The sequence below is a fragment of the Pseudomonas sp. VD-NE ins genome, from assembly GCF_031882575.1.
GTDB classification, from domain to species: Bacteria; Pseudomonadota; Gammaproteobacteria; order Pseudomonadales; family Pseudomonadaceae; genus Aquipseudomonas; species Aquipseudomonas fluorescens_BZ.
The window spans coordinates 1,472,357-1,492,738 of the sequence record NZ_CP134772.1 but is presented as its reverse complement, the minus strand read 5'-3'; the positions used below and the strand labels follow the sequence as shown (position 1 = coordinate 1,492,738).

Here is a 20,382-nt window from a genome sequence, read left to right as displayed (position 1 = left end):
TGGCATAATCGCGCCCCCTTACGACCGGGTCAGAAAACCTTCATGATCGATTTATTCAGCGGACTGGATGCTTGGGTGCTTGTGAGCCTCTTGCTCGCCCTGACGTTTGTCCTCGCCTTCGAGTTCATCAATGGATTTCATGACACCGCTAACGCGGTAGCCACTGTTATCTACACCAAAGCCATGCCGCCCCACCTGGCGGTGTTCTTTTCCGGTGTGTTCAATTTCCTCGGCGTGCTGCTGGGCGGCGTTGGCGTGGCGTATGCCATTGTTCACTTGCTGCCGGTGGAACTGCTGATCAATGTGAACACCGGCCATGGTCTGGCGATGGTGTTCTCGTTGCTCGCCGCGGCAATCGCCTGGAACCTGGGCACCTGGTACTTCGGTATCCCGGCTTCCAGCTCGCACACCCTGATCGGCTCGATCCTCGGTGTCGGCCTGGCCAACGCCCTGATCAACGATATTCCGCTGGCCGATGGCGTGAACTGGCAGAAGGCGATCGACATCGGCGCCTCGCTGGTGTTCTCGCCAATGGCTGGCTTCCTGATCGCCGCGCTGATCCTGATCGGCCTGAAATGGTGGCGTCCGCTGTCGAAGATGCACAAGACACCGGAACAGCGCCGCAAGATCGACGACAAGAAGCATCCGCCGTTCTGGAACCGTCTGGTCCTGGTGATCTCGGCCATGGCCGTGAGCTTCGTGCACGGCTCCAACGATGGCCAGAAAGGCATCGGCCTGATCATGCTGGTGCTGATCGGTATCGTCCCTGCGCAGTTCGTTCTCGACCTGAACAGCACCACTTACCAGATCGAACGCACCCGCGACGCGACCCTGCACCTGAGCCAGTTCTACCAGCGCAATGCCGATTCGCTGGGTGAATTCCTGGCCCTGGGCAAAAGCGTGGAAGGCGACCTGCCGGAGAAATTCCGCTGCAACCCGCAGCAGACCGAACCGACCATCAGCGCCCTGCTGCACACCCTTAAAGGTGTAGCGGACTACCACTCGCTGTCGTCGGAAAGCCGCATCGAAGTGCGTCGTTACCTGCTCTGCCTGGACGACACCGCGAAAAAGGTTGGCAAGTTGCCTGGCCTGGAACCGCGTGAAAAGGCTGACCTCGACAAGCTGCGCAAAGACCTGACCACCACCACCGAATACGCCCCGTTCTGGGTGATTCTGGCGGTTGCTCTGGCCCTGGGCCTGGGCACCATGGTTGGCTGGAAACGCGTTGTTCTGACCATCGGTGAGAAGATCGGCAAGCAGGGCATGACCTATTCCCAGGGCATGTCGGCGCAGATCACTACTGCCAGTTTGATCGGTATGGCCAACATCTTCAGCCTGCCGGTTTCCACCACTCACGTTCTGTCTTCGGGCGTGGCGGGCACCATGGTCGCTAACAAGAGCGGCCTGCAGGGTGGCACGGTTCGCACCATTCTGTTGGCTTGGGTGTTGACCTTGCCGGCGACTGTGGCGCTGTCGGCCGGGTTGTTCTGGCTGGCGTCGAAGGCGCTGGGTAGCTGATAGATAGCGGGACATGAGAAAGGCGCGATTCGAGAGGATCGCGCCTTTTTTGTGTTTGGGGTTTGGGATTGGATTGGATTGGATTGGATTGGATTGGATTGGATTGGATTGGATTGGGGGCATATCCGTTGCTGCGGGTGTTACTGATTAGGGTTCCGCCCTTACGGCGGGTCACTTTTTCCAGACGCCCGGAATGCCGGCCCAGAAAAAAGTAACCAAAAAGGCTTGCCCCGGCGTACGGCACTTCGCTGAGGCTCAGTGTTCCCTCGCTACGGTGTCCATCCGGGGGCATCGCCTACGGTTTGCTTCGCTGCACCTCCTCTCGATGTATGCGGCTGCGCCGCACGGCGCTGCGCGCCTACCCCCGGATGAACACCTTCGCTCGGCCTGCCGAAGGGGCAAAAGATCAAAAACCAAAGCCAAAGCAAGATCACAAGCCAAATCAAAAGCCCCTCACCCTAGCCCTCTCCCGGAGGGAGAGGGGACTGATTGCGTGGACTGGAAGAGATACGCCGACTTGGAATACCGAGTCGAACTCAGATTCTGAAAAGCCCAAAAATCGGCTTCCTCTCCTCGGGAGAGGGCTGGGCGGGCGGCGTTCCGATGAGGGGCAAATCCAACACAAATCCAAAGCCGAACACCCGCTCTTCACCACTCAATAGGCCGAGTGTCAGCTCGCCTGCTCTTGATCTTGATCTTGATCCACGAGCGACGTCGGAAGGCTGAGTGGAGGGATTGATCCGGGCGTGGGAGCGCAGCGACCGTTTGGCGAAGCCAAACACAGCGGGAGTAGGTGCAGCGAAGCAAACCGGAGACGCTGCGCCCGGATCGATCCCGCAGCGAAGGAACCCCGAGCCCCAGCGAGCGGGCCGCACGCAGGAGCAAGCGTTTTTTGCTTACTTTTTTTGGCGTTTGAAAAAAAGTGAGTCGCCGTAAGGGCGAAACCCTAAGCCGCCGTTACCGAAGAAACGGATATACACACCAGACACCCACAACATGGTCGGCCCAAAGGCCGCCAAGTCACAAAAAAAAAGGGGCAACCGAAGTCGCCCCAAAATGCCTTGCGTGCTCATCAATCCAGAAGAATCACTTCTTGCGCTTATTCGCATCCTTCCAGATAAAAAATCCAAACCCTGCAAAAAACAGAACCATCAGCCCTACAGTCAGGACCCCGGCAAACACCACGTTATCGAAAAACATGACTGGCCTCCTGGCCCCTGCTCTGCTGCGATGGGACTAAGTTACCAAACACACAGGCGCACAAATTGACCGGGATCAATACCAGCAAGGAAGGGAGATAAAGGAGGGGAATTAAATGACCTGCATCAAAGGATGCAGGGGCAGATCAACGCTTTTTCGGCTTGTTTTTCGACTTTTTCCTGGCTTTTCCCAGCGGCATCGCCTGCTCGAAAGCCTGGCGCACTTCGTTCAGGCGTTTCTCTTTTATGTCATGCACCCGCTTGGCGCGCTCAGTGCTGAGGTCGATCAGTTTGTCGTCTTGGCTCATGGCGTTCAGTACATCGCAGTAAAGGATCACAACTGCCACATCACCGGCAGGACTGCGCCAATAATGCAACGTCACACCAGCGCTGACCAGCCGAAGATCAGATCTCGATATCGACCCACAAGCCCTGACGCGGCTGATCTTCCATCAGCGGCACTACCGGCACGGTGTTGTCGGCGTTGAGTTCGGTGCCCGGCACGGCCAGATGCTCTTCGGGGTCTTCGTCAGCCTCGCGGCGACGGCGATCACGCTCTTGCTGACGGCGCTGTTCTTCGCGCGCCAGCAATCGATCCTCTTCCGGATCGCGCTTTTGCAGATCGATCGTGCTTTCGTTGGAGCTTTCCTGCACCGGCACCACCGGAGGAATATCCGGCCGCTGGCGGATCGGATCCTGCTGGGAAGTGATCGGCACAGCGCTCAGGGGGAGCATCGGTGGCAACATATAAAGGGTCTCCTGTCTGCAGGCTATCGGCTGCGGCAAAGGCGCCTTGAGCCATCCGTCGCAAATCTGTGACGCACTTGGCACGTGTAGGAGCTGCCGAAGGCTGCGATCTTTATCAGACAGCTCAAACCTCAAGGGTTCTCAAAGATCAAAAGATCGCAGCCTGCGGCAGCTCCTACGCCAGTAATCTTTGGCCCTGAGGCCCTCATTCCGTTAAGATAGCCCGCTTTTTCAAGGTGGGAGTCAGGCAGCATGGCGCAGCAGTATCAACCGGGGCAACGCTGGATCAGTGACAGCGAAGCAGAGCTTGGTTTAGGCACCGTTCTGGCACAGGACGGCCGCTTGTTGACCGTGCTTTACCCGGCCACTGGCGAAACCCGCCAGTACGCGCTACGGAATGCGCCCCTGACCCGCGTGCGGTTCTCGCCGGGTGACAGCATCACCCACTTCGAAGGCTGGAAGATGACCGTGCAGCAAGTCGACGATGTCGACGGGCTGATGGTCTATCACGGTCTTAACGGGCAGAACGAAGCCGTCACCCTGCCGGAAACCCAGCTGTCGAACTTCATCCAGTTCCGTCTGGCCAGCGACCGTCTGTTCGCCGGGCAAATCGACCCGCTGGCGTGGTTCTCGCTGCGCTACAACACCCTCGAACACACCAGCCGCCAGCTGCAATCTTCGCTCTGGGGCCTGGGTGGCGTGCGTGCGCAACCGATCGCGCACCAATTGCACATCGCCCGTGAAGTTGCCGACCGTATCGCGCCGCGCGTTCTGCTGGCGGACGAAGTGGGTCTGGGTAAAACCATCGAAGCCGGTCTGGTGATCCATCGCCAACTGCTCTCGGGCCGCGCCAACCGCGTGCTGATCCTCGTTCCGGAAAACCTCCAGCACCAGTGGCTGGTGGAAATGCGCCGCCGCTTCAACCTGCAGGTCGCGCTGTTCGACGAAGAGCGCTTCATCGAAAGCGATGCCGCCAACCCGTTCGAAGACACCCAACTGGCGCTGGTCGCGCTGGAATGGCTGGTCGACGACGAGAAAGCGCAAGACGCACTGTTCGCTGCCGGTTGGGATCTGCTGGTGGTCGACGAAGCGCACCACCTGGTCTGGCACGAAGAAAAAGCCAGCCCGGAATACTCGCTGGTCGAGCAACTCGCTGAAGTCATCCCCGGCGTGCTGCTGCTCACCGCGACACCGGAACAGCTCGGTCAGGACAGCCACTTCGCCCGTCTGCGCCTGCTCGATCCAAACCGTTTCCACGACCTGGCTGCGTTCCGCGCCGAGAGCGACAACTATCGCCCGGTGGCCGAAGCCGTTCAGGAACTGCTCGACAAGGGCCGTCTCTCGGCCGAAGCGCACAAAACCATTCACGGGTTCCTCGGCAACGAAGGCGAAGCCCTGCTGACTGCGGTCAACGATGGTGACACCGAAGCCAGCGCGCGCCTCGTGCGTGAACTGCTCGATCGCCACGGCACCGGCCGCGTGCTGTTCCGTAACACCCGCGCCGCCGTGCAGGGTTTCCCGGAGCGCAAACTGCACCCGTACCCGCTGCCGTGCCCGGACGAATACCTCGAACTGCCGCTGGGCGAACACGCCGAGCTGTACCCGGAAGTCAGCTTCCAGGCGCAGCCGGACGCCAGCGAAGAAGACCGCTGGTGGAAATTCGACCCGCGCGTCGAGTGGCTGATCGATCAGCTGAAAATGCTCAAGCGCACCAAAGTGCTGGTGATCTGCGCCCACGCCGAAACCGCGATGGACCTGGAAGACGCCCTGCGCGTGCGCTCCGGCATCCCGGCCACAGTGTTCCATGAAGGCATGAACATCCTTGAGCGTGACCGCGCCGCCGCTTACTTCGCCGACGAAGAATTCGGCGCGCAAGTGCTGATCTGCTCGGAAATCGGCAGTGAAGGTCGCAACTTCCAGTTCGCTCACCACCTGGTGCTGTTCGATCTGCCGTCGCACCCGGATTTGCTCGAGCAGCGTATCGGTCGTCTCGACCGGATCGGCCAGAAGCACATCATCGAACTGCACGTGCCGTATCTGGAAACCAGCCCGCAAGAGCGCCTGTTCCAGTGGTATCACGAAGCGCTGAACGCGTTCCTCAACACCTGCCCGACCGGCAACGCCTTGCAGCACCAGTTCGGCCCGCGCCTGCTGCCGCTGCTCGAAGAAGCCGACGACGGCGAGTGGCAAGCGCTGATCGACGAAGCGCGCACCGAGCGCGAGCGTCTCGAAGCCGAGCTGCACACCGGTCGTGACCGTCTGCTGGAGCTGAACTCCGGCGGTGCCGGCGAAGGTGAAGCGCTGGTCGAGGACATCCTTGAGCAAGACGATCAGTTCGCCCTGCCGATCTACATGGAGACCCTGTTCGACGCGTTCGGCATCGACAGCGAAGACCATTCGGAAAACGCGTTGATCCTCAAGCCGAGCGAGAAAATGCTCGACGCCAGTTTCCCGTTGGGCGACGACGAAGGCGTGACCATCACCTACGACCGCAACCAGGCGCTGTCGCGCGAGGACATGCAGTTCATCACCTGGGAACACCCGATGGTGCAGGGCGGCATGGACCTGGTGTTGTCCGGTTCGATGGGCAACACCGCTGTCGCGTTGATCAAGAACAAGGCGCTGAAGCCAGGCACCGTACTGCTGGAATTGCTCTACGTCAGCGAAGTGGTGGCGCCGCGCTCGCTGCAACTGGGCCGTTACCTGCCGCCGGCTGCCCTGCGCTGCCTGCTCGACGCCAACGGCAACGACCTGTCGGCTCGCGTCTCGTTCGAAACCTTGAACGATCAGCTGGAAAGCGTGCCACGTGCCAGCGCCAACAAGTTCATCCAGGCCCAGCGTGATCAGCTGACGCCACGGATCAACGCCGTTGAGGACAAGATCGCCCCACGTCACGCCGAGCGCGTGGCCGAGGCCCGTCGCCGTCTGGCGGCCGACACCGACGAAGAACTGGCGCGCCTGACCGCGTTGCAAGCGGTCAACCCGACCGTGCGTGACAGCGAACTGGATGCGTTGCGCCAACAGCGTGAGCAGGGTCTGGCGATGCTGGATAAAGCGGCGTTGCGTCTGGAAGCGATTCGGGTGTTGGTGGCGGGTTAATCGCCCCTCGCGTTATCGCTGAAAACAAGGCCCGCAGCGATGCGGGCCTTTTTTGTTGCCTGTGATTTTTCAGCTGATGCTGGCGGCCGCATCGCTGGCAAGCCAGCTCCCACAGGTTTCGGGTCGTTTACAGATTATGTGTACGACTCGGTCACTGTGGGAGCTGCGGTGCGACGATTCGACTTGCCAGCGATAGCGGCTAGGCAGTCGCTACTGCAACCTCTGGCTCAACCACCGCAACCAGCCCCTCCTTCATCCGCTGCGCATCGCGCACAAAACACCGCGCCGCCAGAAACAGAAACACCATGGTCAAAAACAGCGCCACTGGAATCAGGTACATCGCATCATGCAGCCCGACTGCCTTGAACGCCTCGGTCATCTGCTCAGCCCCCGCCGCCGCCATCGCGGTATGCGCAAAGTGATCGGACAAACCACCGACCACCACTGGCCCTAAACCACCACCCAACAGATACAGCCCGGCAAAGAACAACGCCATCGCCGTCGCCCGCAAACGCGGTTCGACCACATCCTGAATCGCCGTGTAAACGCAGGTGTAAAAGTTGTAGGCAAACAGCCAACCAACACTGAACACCGCGACAAACACGCCAATCTCGATCCGCCCCGAATGCAGCGCCCACGCCGTGCACAAGGTCGAGATAATCAGGCTGAACGCCGCGAACAACAGCCGCCCATTGGCCACGCGCTGGTGAATCTTGTCGGCAATCCAGCCGCCCAGGGTCAACCCGACCAGCCCGGTGACGCCGACGATCATCCCGGTCGCCACCGCCGCTTCCTGCAAAGGCATGAGGAAATAGCGCTGCAGCATCGGCACCAGAAACGAGTTGCAGGCATATGTCGCAAAGTTGAAGCACAACCCGGCCAGCACCAGCCAGAGAAAAGTCGGCACCGCCAGAATCCGCCGGATCGGCTTGTCGACCTTCTCTTGCGAAACCTGCACGGTTTCCGCCGCGCCGCGCTTCGGTTCCTTAATGAAGAACATGAAAATCGCGAGGATCAGCCCCGGCACCGCCGCAATGAAGAACGGCGCTCGCCAGCTATCAAACGCTTTGACCATCGCACCAATGGTGAAGAACGCCAGCAACAGCCCCAAGGGTAGACCGAGCATGAAAATGCCCATGGCCCGCGCCCGACGATGGGCCGGAAACAAATCACCGATCAGCGAGTTGGCCGCCGGCGCATAACTGGCCTCGCCGATGCCGATGCCCATGCGCACGATCAGAAAGCTCCAGAAACTGCCGACCAGACCGTTAACCGCCGTCAGCGCACTCCACGTCGCCAGGCCCCAGCCCATCAGTTTGCTGCGCGAACCGGTATCGGCCATGCGCCCCAGCGGCAATCCGGCGATGGCGTAAACGATGGTGAATGCGGTACCGACGATGCCCAGTTGAAAGTCACTGAGGTGCCATTCCATGCGGATCGGCTCGATGATGATCGCCGGAATGGTGCGGTCGAAGAAGTTGAACAGGTTGGCGAGGAACAGCAGGAACAGAATGCGCCAGGCATTCGCCGCTTGGGTCGAGTTCTGCATGGGTCCGTCTCTTTATTGTCATAGGGCTTCACTGCCAACGCATCCGAGCCCGGAACCTGCAATCTAGTCAGCCAGACCGAGGCTGTCTGTGATCATTCGTCTGCCTGATATCGGGCCATGGCACTGTAACGAAACGTAAGCCCTTGATAAGCCTGAAATCCCCCGAAAACCGGGGCTTTTGCGGCAAAACCTTGCCACAAAAAAATAGTTTCGCGCCCCCCTTCCCAAGTCTGCGGCAAAGCCTAGAATGGCCGCCGGATCCGTCCGGATCTCCCGATCAATCCCTTTGATACCCTCGCCCATGTCTGAAGTCAGTCCGTGTCTGAATTGCGGTGCCTGCTGTTCCCATTTTCGCGTGTCTTTCTTTTGGGGTGAGTGCGCATCTTCCGGCGGCACGGTGCCTGATGAGCTGGTCACGCAGATCAGTCCCAGTCGGGTGGCGATGAACGGCACCGACTGCAAGTCACCGCGCTGCACGGCGTTGGTCGGCGAAGTCGGCAGCGAGGTCAAGTGCTCGATTTATGAATTGCGCTCCAGCCCCTGCCGCGAATTCGAGTCGTCATGGGAAAATGGCGAGCAGAATGTCGATTGCGATAAGGCCCGCGCGCGTTTCGGCTTGCCGCCGCTGCAACCGGATTGGGCGCAAATCCCTTTCGAGCAGATCGCTTGAGCCGTTAGCGCCAATCGCTATGACGCTAATGCCGAAATCATTAGCGCCAATGTGCCACTACTCCTTGCACGGCAAAAACCGCCTCTATACTCCAGTCATTCGCCTGCGTTCACTGCGCAGTCAGGACGACTTCAAAGATGGGGCATGCTATGGAGTGGCTTGGTTTGCAGTTTGTTACCGAGCTGCCGGAGAGCGGGCAGGTCATTTTAGATTGCACACATAATCCCTTGCTGGTGCTGGTGGCCTACCTGGTCGCCTGCGCGGCGAGTTTTGCCACCCTCGACATGGCCGAACGGGTTGGCCACGCTGAAGATCCCGGCTCTCAGCGCGTCTGGCGCTGGATCGGCGCGACCTGCCTGGCCGGCGGCATCTGGGCCATGCATTTCATCGGCATGCTGGCTTTCCAGACACCGATCGACATTCAGTACGACCTTGGCATCACCCTTTTCTCGTTGCTGATCGCCCTACTCGCCTCTTGGCTGGCCATGCAAACCCTGAGCGAAACGCAGCCGAGTGCGTTGCATTGCTTGAAAACCGCGTTTGTCATCGGCCTGGGCATCGCCGGCATGCATTACGTTGGCATGGCGGCGATGAAGTCGAGCGCCACCGCCTACTATCAGCCAGGACTGTTCGCGCTGTCTGTGGCGATCGCCATCGGCGCCAGTTTCGCCGCGCTGTGGGTCGCCCGCTATCTGAGCGAAGGCAGCGGCGTGGCACATCAGTTGCTCAAGTACAGCGCTGCGCTGATTCTCGGCGCCGGCATCATCAGCATGCATTTCACCGGCATGGCTGCGCTGGATCTGGTTCTTCCCGAGGGAGGCCTGACAGCGAGCGGCGGCGATAACGGGCATCTGCAACTGGGTCTGACCGTAGCGCTGATCATCCTGCTGATCCTTGGCAGTGCGATCAGTGCGGCGCTGGCCGACAAGAAATTGCAAAACAAGGAACACGACCTGCGCCGGCTCAACGCCTTGCTCAGTCAACTCGATCAGGCGCGCATGTCGCTGCAACAAGTGGCCAACTACGACGCCCTGACCAACCTGATCAACCGTCGCGGTTTCAACCAGATCTTCGCCGAGAAACTCAGCCAGAAAACCAGCGAAGGCGGCATGCTCGCGGTGATGTTTCTCGACATCGACCACTTCAAGCGGATCAACGACAGCCTCGGCCATGATGCCGGTGACGAGTTGCTAAAGGTCATCGCCAATCACATCAAAGGCTCGGTGCGCAGTCATGAAGACGTGGTCGCGCGTTTCGGCGGTGACGAGTTCTGCATCCTCATCAGTCTTCGTGAGCGCGAAGAAGCCCGCAATATGGCCCAGCGCATCATGCTCAAGATGAAAGAGCCGATCGAACTGGCCGGGCGCCGCATGGTGATGACCACCAGCATCGGCATCAGTCTGTTTCCGGAAGATGGCAGCACCTGCGAAGAACTGCTCAAGCACGCTGATCTGGCGTTGTATCAATCCAAAGGCGCGGGGCGTAATGGCCTGCATTTTTTCAGTTCCAACCTCAAGACCCGCGCCAGCTTCGAGCTGCAACTGGAAGAAGAACTGCGCCATGCCCTGCGCGAAGAAAACGGTCTGACGCTCTATTACCAACCGATCTTCGAACTGAAAACCGGCCGTGTCACCAAACTCGAAGCGCTGATCCGCTGGCAGCATCCACTGCATGGTTTGCTAACCCCGGATCGATTTATCAGCATCGCCGAAAACAATGGCCTGATCGCCGAACTGGACAACTGGGTGCTGCGCCGCGCCTGCAAGGATCTGGGTGAACTGTCACGGCATGGCTGCGCAGAACTGAAAATCGCCTGGAACTGCTCGCCGCTCAATCTTGCCCGGGAAGAACTGGCCACTGAAATCGAAAGTGCCTTGCGCACTGCCGGTGTCGCGCCGGAACGGCTGGAACTGGAAGTCACCGAGAACGCGTTGATGGGCAACATCGCCAACACCCTGGTGCTGCTGCGGCAGATACGCGCGCTCGGTGTGTCGCTGTCGATCGACGACTTCGGCACCGGCTATTCGTCGCTGGCTTACCTCAAGCGCCTGCCGCTAAACACCTTGAAGATCGACCGCTCGTTCATCCTCGACATTCCCACGGCGACCGCCGACATGGAGATTGTCCAGGCGATCATCGTCATGGCGCACACCCTGCATTTGCAGGTCGTGACCGAGGGCGTGGAAAGCCTGGAGCAATACGAATTTCTTGAACGTTCGGGCTGCGACTTTATTCAGGGTTACCTGCTCAGTCGTCCGGTGCCGCTGGACGAATTGCGTCCGGTGCTGGAAGAAATCAATCAGCGCAAACATTCACACGCGGTCAATCCGTTGATTCTGGCGCGCGGTACATTTGCACCAGTGTCGCTGGATCCTGCGCCAAATAGCCTTGCGCCCCATGCAGGCGCATCAATTGTGCGGCCAATCCGCTGATCGGCGTCGCCGAACCCTGTTCGCGGGAGAATTTCACCGCCGTGTCGAGGTCCTTGAGCAGCGTGCGCACGTGCCATTTGATCGGTTCGAAACGGCTTTCAGCCATTTGCGGCGCGAGGATCTGCAGAGGTTTCGAATCGGCAAAACCACCGGCCAACGCTTCGGCGATCAGGCTCGCGTCGACCCCGGCCTGTTCGGCCAGCGCCACCACTTCGGCAATCACCAGCGCATTGCAGGCGACGATCATCTGGTTGCAAGCCTTGGTCACTTGCCCCGCGCCGATGCCACCCATGTGCGTGACGCGTTGACCGAGGTTGAGCAGCACTGGGCGCACGCGCTGAAGATCTGCCGTTTCGCCACCGACCATGATCGCCAGGCTGCCCGCCTCGGCGCCGACCACGCCGCCGGACACCGGTGAATCCAGCCAGGACATGCCGGTTTTCTCCGCAAGCGTCGCCGCCATCTCGCGAGTGGCCGTTGGTTCAAGGCTGGAAAAATCCACCAGCAACTGACCGCTTTTCGCACCTTCGGCGATACCGCCCGCGCCAAAAACCACCTCGCGCACCACCGCCGTATCGGCCAGACACAGCATCACCACGTCGGCGTGTTCGCACAGTTCAGCCGGACTCGCCACCTGGCGGGCACCGGCCTCGACCAGTGGCGCGCACTTGGCCGGGTTGCGATTCCACACGGTCAGCGGGTAACCCGCCGCCAACAGACGCCGGCACATGGGCAGGCCCATCAGACCGATTCCGGCGAACCCCAACGAAGGTAGCGTTGACATCATTTTGCCTCTTTTCGATTAAAGATCGCCGAATAATGGCCGATTCATCAACGATCAGGAAAGGATTCCCCCCAGCGACAGTCAGGCGAAAACCCTGATGCTCGGGCTCAATTCGCGCAAATAAAAGACGCGAGATCTTATTCCGTGAGGTTCGCCGGCATTGGCCAGCGAGCCAACCAGTCCAGGTATATGGCGCACAATGACTTCTAAAAACAATCCCGCCACTGCGGTAGCCGATCTGACTTTGAGCCCTGCCGCCAACAGCCCGTCATCGTCGAAGCCATTGGTCCCGTCGCGTCCGCTGTCGACTCAGCAATACCTGTACTTCACCGAAACCAACACCGACCGCATCCTCGACAACCTCGACGGCCTGCGTGATCTGGTGTTCCCGCGCCCGCCGCACCTGGAAGGCGACAACGAACAGCACAACGATCAGGAATTCCCCTCGGTGTGCCTGATCGGCCTCGGTCGCTGCGGCTCGAACATCGCCCTCGATGTCGCGGAGTTGGTGTACAACGCGCGAAAGTTCTACCTCAACGAATTCAACAACGAAGATCGTCCGAGCAGTGATCGACGCACCGCCGACAAGGGCTACAGCCCGGCGCAGTGGATCAAGAACAACCTGCGCATCGGCAACAACAAGGCCAGCAAACCGGTGTTCCTGGTTGAACCGCTTGTCATGCTCGGCGACCTCGACAAAGACATCGCCGGGCGCATCCGTTTCTCGCGCAAAGGCGAGAAAAGCGGCTTCCTGCGCGACTACAGCAAAATGAAGATCATGGACTTGTCCGAAGTCCACGCCGGTGGCGCCGGTAACGCGCCGATCCTCGGCCAGTACCTGGCGAAGATCATCCTCAACAAGGACACCCAGCGCTTCTCCAGCCCTGACTGGAAAATGATCCACTCGTACCTGATCGACAGCTGTGGCATCAAGGCTAACCAGTCGCGCCTGTATTTCTCGATCTTCAGTGCCGGCGGCGGTACCGGTTCCGGCATGGCTTCGGAGTTCGGTCTGGCCCAGCAGCACTCGTACATGAACAAGACGTTCGACACCAAGCCGATGGACGAGCATGACGGCAAGAGCGGTCATTCGTTCGTGTTCGAGCCGATCTTCACCAGCGGTATCTGCGTGCTGCCGAACATTTCCGATCACCGCAGCGAAATGTCCGAGGCGCTGCACATCAACGCCGGTCGCCTGTTGTGCAAATATCTTTCGGAGGAGTGGGATTTCTCCTACAACTTCGCCAATGAAGACAGCAGCGAAGCCAGCGTCATGGGCCGTATTCGCCCATGGAACGCGATGATGCTGATCTCCAACGACATCATGCGTTACGCCGAAGAGAGCGATGACGGCAACATCCAGAACATTGATGTCAATGCGATGGAAAAACACGCCAACCAGTACATCTCGCAGCAGATCTTCAACATTCTGACGGCGCAGGCAGTCACCACTGACTACGACCAGAACTACTTCCGCCGCGCTGGCATCGACATCGGCGAAACCATTCGCCTCGACGCCAACGACCTGTTCATGAGTCTGGCCGGACCGGTGGCGATTGCCTACGCAGAATCGGTGGTGCCGGAAACCCCGCCGCCGAGCAGCGACAAATTCAAGGTGTTCGACAAAGAGCCGCAGCGCCTGAACATCGACGACCTGTTCTTCCGCTCGATCGACCTGCCGCACTTCAACAAAGTGACCCAGGCGATTGAAGGCATCAGCCTCTTGCCGATCGAGTCCAAGCGTTATCGCGCGTCGCTTGAGCAGTACAAGAATTCCGGCTACGACGCCGCCGCCCTGCACGACCTGCACTTCTTCAAGAACTGCTCGTCGGTGGTCTCGATCGTTTCGCTGCCGAAAGACTACAAGCTGTCGTACATGGACCTGAACCGGTTGAAGACCCACCTCAACAGCCTGTTCCCGAATACCACGCTCAAGCGTTACGCGCTGGTGATCGGCGCCTCGGCCAACCTGTCGCTGACCACCCTGATCGCCAAGAGCCCGTGCCTGTCGGACGACTTCCTGACTTTGATCGTGGCGTTCATCAAGCGCTGCTTCGCGAAGAACCCGTACCGTTTCGACGAGACCCTGGACAACTCGATCCTCGATTTCATCATCAACGAGGAGTTCGACGAAGACCGCATCGACGACCTGCTCAACGAGTTCGAAAACCCGGCGAAGATCCTCGACACCAACTGGTACGCGATCAAACCGATGTACGAGAAGAAGTACCGCGAGCTGATCAACGACAAAGAGAAGTTTGTCTCGATCAACGACATTCGTTTGTCGCGCGATTGTGTGAAGAAGTCGATCAAGTACCTGCGCGAGATTTATCGTCACCGGATTGGCAAGACCAAGGTTATTTCGCTGAATAACCATACCGGGAAGTCGTTCTCGGTCTGATCCAGTACCGAGTCGCCCCCTTCGCGAGCAGGCTCGCTCCCACATTGGAATGCATTCCCCTGTGGGAGCGAGCCTGCTCGCGAAGAGGCCCTGAAATTCACTGAAGATTTCAGCCTTTCCAATATCCAGAAACAATTAAGCAGCCGTTAGGCTGCTTACTAAACTGTTCCCGTTACGTTTACGTCACCGTGAGCCCACCCGCGCTTGTGGTGTTTCTCTACGGCAACGTGCCATCACGCTACTCCGCTACACACTTTTCGCTGATGACCGGCCGCACCATCAAGGTGCGACGTTGGCAGCAACTGCCCTTTCCTGGACCAGAATCCACGGCCGAACCACCACTGCCCACATCTCGGGATCGCGTTCGAAAAGATCCAGCGCCCGCGTCTCAGACAGCTTGGCGACTTTGTCTTCGGCCAGCCAGGCAGCCACTTTCTCGCCATCATCCGACGCCACGGCCTCAGCGGCGGCGATCAAATCCAGCGCAGGGTCGACCCACAATAGGGCACCCTTGGCGAAGAACGGCTCCAACTCTTTCCAGGTAATAGATGCGGTTTCACCAAGCAGCTTGGCATAGAGGGTGCTAGGTTCTTGATTCATGGGTGCTGTCCGGAAAAGAAATCGACGCGAATAATAACGTTGGTGGTCCGCCAGCAAAACCCGGTTGCAAAAGGCTGCACCGAACGAAAAGAGCAGGAACGCCAAGGAATGCTGTTGATTGGGATATATGCCCACGAACGCCCCGCCGCAATTCTGTCTTTTTCATTCAAAAATGCGACACCCCCAAGTTTTGCCCCTCGGCGCCCGCTTCCCAGGCTGACAACCGGCGCTCTACACTGTACCGGTACAGTTGCCGGGGGCATTTCCGGAGGGTATCGCAAAGATATCTGACCCGGTTCTGCTGCTACGGCGCCAGAACTCAAAAAAATTACAACAGTAAGAGTGGAGCACTATGACTAAGGCTACTAAGCAGATTTCCAAACTGTTTGCCGCTATGGTTCTGGCCGGGGTTGCCAGCCATTCGTTCGCAGCTGACACCATCAAAATCGGTATCGCCGGTCCTAAAACCGGTCCAGTAGCCCAGTACGGCGACATGCAGTTCAGTGGCGCAAAAATGGCCATTGAGCAAATCAACGCCAAGGGCGGCGTAGACGGCAAGAAACTCGAAGCCGTTGAATACGACGATGCCTGCGATCCGAAACAAGCGGTAGCGGTCGCGAACAAGGTCGTCAACGACGGCGTCAAGTTCGTGGTCGGTCACCTGTGCTCCAGCTCCACTCAACCGGCTTCGGACATTTACGAAGACGAAGGCGTGATCATGATCACCCCGGCTGCCACCAGCCCGGACATCACCGCCCGTGGTTACAAAATGGTCTTCCGCACCATCGGTCTGGACAGCGCCCAGGGCCCTGCCGCCGGTAACTACATTGCCGATCACGTGAAACCGAAAATCGTTGCTGTGCTGCACGACAAGCAACAATACGGTGAAGGCATCGCCACAGCCGTTAAAGCCACCCTCGAGAAGAAAGGCACCAAAGTTGCCGTGTTCGAAGGCGTCAACGCCGGCGACAAGGACTTCTCCTCGATCATCGCCAAACTCAAGCAAGCCAACGTCGACTTCGTTTACTACGGCGGCTACCACCCGGAGCTGGGCCTGATCCTGCGTCAGTCGGCTGAAAAAGGCCTGAAAGCCAAGTTCATGGGTCCGGAAGGCGTGGGTAACGACTCCATTTCGCAGATCGCCAAAGACGCTTCCGAAGGTCTGCTGGTGACCCTGCCGAAATCCTTCGACCAGGATCCGGCCAACATCGCTCTGGCAGATGCATTCAAGGCGAAGAAAGAAGACCCGAGCGGCCCGTTCGTGTTCCCTTCCTACTCGGCAGTTGAAGTGATTGCCGGCGGTATCACCGCGGCCAAATCCGAAGACCCTGCCAAAGTGGCCGAAGCCATTCACGCCGGCACCTTCAAAACCCCGACTGGCGACCTGAGCTTCGACGCCAAGGGCGACCTGAAGGACTTCAAATTTGTGGTTTACGAGTGGCACTTCGGCAAACCAAAAACTGAAGTTTCGCCTCAGTAAGGCGCTGCCTGACTGACTGCCAATAAAGCCCACGGCGTGCCGTGGGCTTTGTTTTACGAATGTATGGGCCGCGCTGGCGTGATCCGCCAGTCTCCCCACCTGAAAATCTCAAAACCGTCATCAGCGGTTCGCTGGCAAAACCCGGATTCGAAGTGGATAAAGATCCACGGGGCCGGGCGGGAAAATGACTCCACCAGTGAAATGCGTATCAGGTTTTTAGGAGCGTTGTAATGCCTGACCTCTATCACTTCTTCCAGCAGCTGGTTAATGGTCTGACCATTGGCAGCACGTATGCCCTGATTGCCATCGGCTATACGATGGTTTACGGCATCATTGGAATGATCAACTTCGCCCACGGCGAGGTGTACATGATCGGTTCCTACGTGGCGTTCATCGCCATCGCCGGGCTGGCCATGATGGGAATCGACAACGTCCCGCTGTTGATGACCGCAGCCTTCATCGCGAGCATCGTTGTCACCAGTTCGTACGGTTACAGCATCGAACGGATCGCCTACCGCCCCCTGCGCGGCAGCAACCGTCTGATCCCGCTGATCTCCGCCATCGGTATGTCGATCTTCCTGCAGAACACGGTTCTGCTGGCGCAAGACTCCAAGGACAAATCCATCCCCAACCTGATCCCCGGGAACATTTCCTTCGGGCCAGGTGGCGCACATGAAGTGCTGATTTCCTACATGCAAATCGTGGTATTCGTGGTGACCCTGGTCGCCATGCTCGGCCTGACGCTGTTCATCTCCCGCTCTCGCCTGGGTCGCGCCTGCCGCGCCTGCGCCGAAGACATCAAGATGGCCAACCTGCTCGGCATCAACACCAACAACATCATCGCCCTGACCTTCGTCATTGGTGCTGCGCTGGCGGCCATCGCGGCCGTGCTGCTGAGCATGCAATACGGCGTGATCAACCCGAACGCCGGTTTCCTCGTCGGCCTCAAAGCCTTCACCGCAGCCGTTCTCGGCGGCATCGGCAGCATCCCCGGCGCCATGCTCGGCGGGTTGGTGCTCGGGGTGGCGGAAGCCTTTGGCGCCGATATCTTCGGCGACCAGTACAAGGACGTCGTGGCTTTCGGCTTGTTGGTTCTGGTGCTGTTGTTCCGTCCGACCGGCATTCTGGGCCGTCCGGAGGTTGAGAAAGTATGACTAGGAATCTTAAACAGGCACTCTTCAGTGCCTTGCTGGTGTGGGCCGTGGCCTACCCGGTACTCGGTCTGAAACTGACCATCGTCGGCATCAACCTCGAAGTGCACAACACCAGCCCGATGATTCTGGCGACCATCGCCATCTGCTCGGTGCTGATGTTCCTGCGCGTGTTGTTCAACCAGCAGATCAGCAAGGCGTGGAATTCTTCGCCGGGCCTGCCGCTGATCCCGGCCAAGGCCAGCAATTTCCTGACCCTGCCGACCACGCAACGCTACTTCATCATTGCGCTGATCATCGGTGCCCTGGTGTGGCCGTTCTTCGGCTCGCGTGGCGCGGTGGACATCGCCACGCTGATCCTGATCTACGTGATGCTTGGCCTCGGCCTGAACATCGTCGTCGGTCTGGCCGGTCTGCTCGACCTTGGTTATGTCGGCTTCTACGCCGTCGGCGCCTACAGCTATGCGCTGCTGTCGCACTACTACGGCCTGAGCTTCTGGATCTGCCTGCCGATTGCCGGCCTGATGGCGGCGACGTTCGGCTTCCTGCTGGGCTTCCCGGTGTTGCGTTTGCGCGGTGACTATCTGGCGATCGTGACCCTCGGTTTCGGCGAGATCATCCGTCTGTTCCTGCGTAACCTGACCGACATCACTGGCGGTCCGAACGGCATCAGCAACATCGAGAAACCGACGTTCTTCGGCCTGACCTTCGAGCGTAAAGCGGCGGAAGGCATGCAGACCTTCCACGAATACTTCGGCCTCGAATACAACTCGATCAACAAGGTGATTTTCCTCTACCTGGTGGCGTTGTTGCTGGCGCTGGCGGCGCTGTTCATCATCAACCGCCTGCTGCGCATGCCGATCGGCCGTGCGTGGGAAGCGCTGCGTGAAGATGAAATCGCCTGCCGGGCACTGGGTCTGAATCCGACGATCATCAAGCTGTCGGCGTTCACCCTGGGTGCGAGCTTCGCCGGTTTCGCCGGTAGCTTCTTCGCTGCCCGTCAGGGTCTGGTGACTCCGGAATCGTTCACCTTCATCGAGTCGGCAATCATCCTCGCCATTGTGGTGCTGGGTGGCATGGGCTCGCAGCTGGGTGTGATCCTGGCTGCTGTGGTAATGATCCTGTTGCCGGAAATGATGCGTGAGTTCAGCGAGTACCGGATGTTGATGTTCGGTGCGCTGATGGTGTTGATGATGATCTGGCGTCCACAAGGTCTGCTGCCGATGCAACGCCCACACATGGAGTTGCGAAAATGAGCCGCGAGATCTTGAAAGTTGAGAACCTGAGCATGCGCTTCGGCGGCTTGCTGGCGGTCAACGGCGTGGCCCTGACCGTCAAAGAGAAACAAGTGGTTGCGCTGATCGGCCCGAACGGCGCGGGCAAGACCACTGTGTTCAACTGCCTGACCGGTTTCTATCAGCCAACCGGCGGCAGCATCCTGCTGGACGGCGAGCCGATTCAAGGCCTGCCGGGCCACAAGATTGCCCTCAAAGGCGTGGTACGCACCTTCCAGAACGTACGCCTGTTCAAGGACATGACGGCGGTCGAGAACCTGTTGATCGCCCAGCACCGTCACCTGAACACCAACTTCCTGGCCGGCCTGTTCAAGACCCCGTCGTTCCGCAAAAGCGAGCGCGAGGCCATGGAATTTGCCGAGTACTGGCTGGAAAAGGTCAACCTCAAGGAGTTCGCCAACCGTACCGCCGGCACCCTGGCTTACGGTCAGCAACGACGTCTGGAAATCGCCCGCTGCATGATGACCCGTCCGCGGATCCTCATGCTCGACGAACCGGCTGCCGGTCTGAACCCGAAGGAAACCGAAGACCTCAAGGCGCTGATCAGCGTGCTGCGTGAAGAGCACAACGTCACCGTGCTGTTGATCGAACACGACATGAAACTGGTCATGAGCATTTCCGACCACATCGTCGTGATCAACCAGGGCACGCCTCTGGCCGACGGCACGCCGGAACAGATCCGCGACAATCCTGAAGTGATCAAAGCCTACCTGGGGGAAGCGTAAATGCTGCAGTTCGAAAACGTTTCCACCTTCTACGGCAAGATCCAGGCCCTGCACAGCGTCAACGTCGAAGTCCGTCAGGGCGAGATCGTGACCCTGATCGGTGCCAACGGTGCCGGCAAGTCCACGCTGCTGATGACACTTTGCGGTTCGCCGCAGGCGCACAGCGGCAGCATCCGCTACATGGGTGAGGAACTGGTCGGCCAGGACTCGTCACAGATCATGCGCAAGAGCATCGCGGTGGTGCCGGAAGGTCGTCGGGTGTTTGCCCGTCTGACCGTTGAAGAAAACCTGTCCATGGGCGGTTTCTTCACCGACAAGGGCGACTATCAGGAGCAAATGGACAAGGTCCTCGGCCTGTTCCCGCGCCTGAAAGAACGCTTCAACCAGCGCGGCGGCACCATGTCCGGCGGCGAACAGCAAATGCTCGCCATTGGCCGTGCGCTGATGAGCAAGCCAAAACTGCTGCTGCTCGACGAGCCGTCGCTGGGCCTGGCACCGATCATCATCCAGCAGATTTTCGACATCATCGAAATGCTGCGCAAGGATGGTGTGACGGTGTTCCTGGTCGAGCAGAACGCCAACCAGGCGCTGAAAATCGCTGACCGCGCGTACGTTCTGGAGAACGGCCGCGTGGTCATGCAAGGCACCGGTGAAGCGCTGCTGACCGACCCGAAAGTACGCGAGGCGTACCTCGGCGGTTGATGCATTTTCGCTAAACAAAAAACGGCCTTC

16 protein-coding genes are annotated in these 20,382 nt (G+C 59.1%); 10 read left to right on the top strand and 6 right to left on the bottom strand.

The annotated features are described in order from the left end of the window. Positions 1 to 42 precede the first annotated feature (42 nt). Positions 43 to 1,518, top strand: coding sequence for an inorganic phosphate transporter (locus RMV17_RS06475; RefSeq protein WP_034153067.1), 1,476 nt, complete (start codon positions 43 to 45; stop codon positions 1,516 to 1,518). Positions 1,519 to 2,604: 1,086 nt separating this feature from the next. Here RMV17_RS06475 and ccoM read toward each other — a convergent pair. The 3 genes from ccoM to RMV17_RS06460 all read right to left on the bottom strand — a co-directional run bounded on the left by ccoM (position 2,605) and on the right by RMV17_RS06460 (position 3,464). Next, positions 2,605 to 2,718 (bottom strand): cytochrome c oxidase subunit CcoM, encoded by a 114-nt coding sequence (gene ccoM / locus RMV17_RS06470; protein WP_003222396.1) that lies wholly within the window; start codon positions 2,716 to 2,718, stop codon positions 2,605 to 2,607. A gap of 145 nt (positions 2,719 to 2,863) precedes the next feature. Next, a complete protein-coding gene (locus RMV17_RS06465; RefSeq protein ID WP_095119184.1) occupies positions 2,864 to 3,025 on the bottom strand; it encodes a hypothetical protein in 162 nt (53 codons plus the stop codon). 97 nt (positions 3,026 to 3,122) lie between these two features. Next, positions 3,123 to 3,464, bottom strand: a complete 342-nt coding sequence (locus tag RMV17_RS06460; protein WP_003222394.1) for a hypothetical protein — start codon at positions 3,462 to 3,464, stop codon at positions 3,123 to 3,125. A 252-nt stretch (positions 3,465 to 3,716) separates the two neighbouring features. Between RMV17_RS06460 and rapA the strand changes: the two genes are divergently transcribed. After that, positions 3,717 to 6,563 carry an RNA polymerase-associated protein RapA gene (gene rapA, locus RMV17_RS06455; protein ID WP_311886047.1) on the top strand — a complete coding sequence of 949 codons (2,847 nt, stop codon included), beginning with the start codon at positions 3,717 to 3,719 and terminating at the stop codon, positions 6,561 to 6,563. A 199-nt stretch (positions 6,564 to 6,762) separates the two neighbouring features. Here rapA and RMV17_RS06450 read toward each other — a convergent pair whose 3' ends face one another. Then, positions 6,763 to 8,112, bottom strand: a complete 1,350-nt coding sequence (locus RMV17_RS06450) for an MFS transporter (protein WP_311886046.1) — start codon at positions 8,110 to 8,112, stop codon at positions 6,763 to 6,765. Positions 8,113 to 8,413: 301 nt separating this feature from the next. Between RMV17_RS06450 and RMV17_RS06445 the strand changes: the two genes are divergently transcribed. Further along, positions 8,414 to 8,782 (top strand): YkgJ family cysteine cluster protein, encoded by a 369-nt coding sequence (locus RMV17_RS06445; RefSeq protein WP_034155003.1) that lies wholly within the window; start codon positions 8,414 to 8,416, stop codon positions 8,780 to 8,782. Positions 8,783 to 8,931: 149 nt separating this feature from the next. Further along, positions 8,932 to 11,214: a bifunctional diguanylate cyclase/phosphodiesterase gene (locus RMV17_RS06440; protein ID WP_311886045.1), complete on the top strand. Its 2,283-nt coding sequence runs from the start codon at positions 8,932 to 8,934 to the stop codon at positions 11,212 to 11,214. Here the strand turns inward: RMV17_RS06440 and RMV17_RS06435 are convergent. Beyond that, positions 11,105 to 12,001 (bottom strand): NAD(P)-dependent oxidoreductase, encoded by an 897-nt coding sequence (locus tag RMV17_RS06435; RefSeq protein WP_311886044.1) that lies wholly within the window; start codon positions 11,999 to 12,001, stop codon positions 11,105 to 11,107. The genes RMV17_RS06440 and RMV17_RS06435 overlap by 110 nt on opposite strands. 196 nt (positions 12,002 to 12,197) lie before the next feature. On the opposite strand from RMV17_RS06435, the gene RMV17_RS06430 reads away from it, so the two are divergent. After that, positions 12,198 to 14,399 (top strand): hypothetical protein, encoded by a 2,202-nt coding sequence (locus tag RMV17_RS06430; RefSeq protein ID WP_311886043.1) that lies wholly within the window; start codon positions 12,198 to 12,200, stop codon positions 14,397 to 14,399. A 279-nt stretch (positions 14,400 to 14,678) separates the two neighbouring features. Here RMV17_RS06430 and RMV17_RS06425 read toward each other — a convergent pair whose 3' ends face one another. Beyond that, entirely contained in the window at positions 14,679 to 14,999 is a 321-nt protein-coding gene (locus RMV17_RS06425) for a DUF2288 domain-containing protein (RefSeq protein ID WP_311886042.1), read from the bottom strand. A gap of 352 nt (positions 15,000 to 15,351) precedes the next feature. On the opposite strand from RMV17_RS06425, the gene RMV17_RS06420 reads away from it, so the two are divergent. From RMV17_RS06420 to RMV17_RS06400, 5 genes are all read left to right on the top strand, one after another. After that, entirely contained in the window at positions 15,352 to 16,479 is a 1,128-nt protein-coding gene (locus RMV17_RS06420) for a branched-chain amino acid ABC transporter substrate-binding protein (protein WP_034154998.1), read from the top strand. Positions 16,480 to 16,709: 230 nt separating this feature from the next. Further along, a complete protein-coding gene (gene livH, locus RMV17_RS06415; RefSeq protein WP_034154997.1) occupies positions 16,710 to 17,633 on the top strand; it encodes a high-affinity branched-chain amino acid ABC transporter permease LivH in 924 nt (307 codons plus the stop codon). Next, positions 17,630 to 18,886 carry a high-affinity branched-chain amino acid ABC transporter permease LivM gene (locus RMV17_RS06410; RefSeq protein WP_108225280.1) on the top strand — a complete coding sequence of 419 codons (1,257 nt, stop codon included), beginning with the start codon at positions 17,630 to 17,632 and terminating at the stop codon, positions 18,884 to 18,886. The genes livH and RMV17_RS06410 overlap by 4 nt, the downstream gene beginning before the upstream one ends. Then, positions 18,883 to 19,650, top strand: coding sequence for a high-affinity branched-chain amino acid ABC transporter ATP-binding protein LivG (gene livG, locus RMV17_RS06405; RefSeq protein ID WP_034154995.1), 768 nt, complete (start codon positions 18,883 to 18,885; stop codon positions 19,648 to 19,650). The genes RMV17_RS06410 and livG overlap by 4 nt, the downstream gene beginning before the upstream one ends. Next, entirely contained in the window at positions 19,651 to 20,352 is a 702-nt protein-coding gene (locus RMV17_RS06400) for an ABC transporter ATP-binding protein (RefSeq protein ID WP_008082262.1), read from the top strand. The last annotated feature ends 30 nt before the right edge of the window (positions 20,353 to 20,382 follow it).

Coding starts and splice junctions, on each gene's coding strand:
- RMV17_RS06475 (WP_034153067.1), top strand. CDS start 43: ATGATCGATTTATTCAGCGGACTGGATGCTTGGGTGCTTGTGAGCCTC.
- ccoM (WP_003222396.1), bottom strand. CDS start 2,718: ATGTTTTTCGATAACGTGGTGTTTGCCGGGGTCCTGACTGTAGGGCTG.
- RMV17_RS06465 (WP_095119184.1), bottom strand. CDS start 3,025: ATGAGCCAAGACGACAAACTGATCGACCTCAGCACTGAGCGCGCCAAG.
- RMV17_RS06460 (WP_003222394.1), bottom strand. CDS start 3,464: ATGTTGCCACCGATGCTCCCCCTGAGCGCTGTGCCGATCACTTCCCAG.
- rapA (WP_311886047.1), top strand. CDS start 3,717: ATGGCGCAGCAGTATCAACCGGGGCAACGCTGGATCAGTGACAGCGAA.
- RMV17_RS06450 (WP_311886046.1), bottom strand. CDS start 8,112: ATGCAGAACTCGACCCAAGCGGCGAATGCCTGGCGCATTCTGTTCCTG.
- RMV17_RS06445 (WP_034155003.1), top strand. CDS start 8,414: ATGTCTGAAGTCAGTCCGTGTCTGAATTGCGGTGCCTGCTGTTCCCAT.
- RMV17_RS06440 (WP_311886045.1), top strand. CDS start 8,932: ATGGAGTGGCTTGGTTTGCAGTTTGTTACCGAGCTGCCGGAGAGCGGG.
- RMV17_RS06435 (WP_311886044.1), bottom strand. CDS start 12,001: ATGATGTCAACGCTACCTTCGTTGGGGTTCGCCGGAATCGGTCTGATG.
- RMV17_RS06430 (WP_311886043.1), top strand. CDS start 12,198: ATGACTTCTAAAAACAATCCCGCCACTGCGGTAGCCGATCTGACTTTG.
- RMV17_RS06425 (WP_311886042.1), bottom strand. CDS start 14,999: ATGAATCAAGAACCTAGCACCCTCTATGCCAAGCTGCTTGGTGAAACC.
- RMV17_RS06420 (WP_034154998.1), top strand. CDS start 15,352: ATGACTAAGGCTACTAAGCAGATTTCCAAACTGTTTGCCGCTATGGTT.
- livH (WP_034154997.1), top strand. CDS start 16,710: ATGCCTGACCTCTATCACTTCTTCCAGCAGCTGGTTAATGGTCTGACC.
- RMV17_RS06410 (WP_108225280.1), top strand. CDS start 17,630: ATGACTAGGAATCTTAAACAGGCACTCTTCAGTGCCTTGCTGGTGTGG.
- livG (WP_034154995.1), top strand. CDS start 18,883: ATGAGCCGCGAGATCTTGAAAGTTGAGAACCTGAGCATGCGCTTCGGC.
- RMV17_RS06400 (WP_008082262.1), top strand. CDS start 19,651: ATGCTGCAGTTCGAAAACGTTTCCACCTTCTACGGCAAGATCCAGGCC.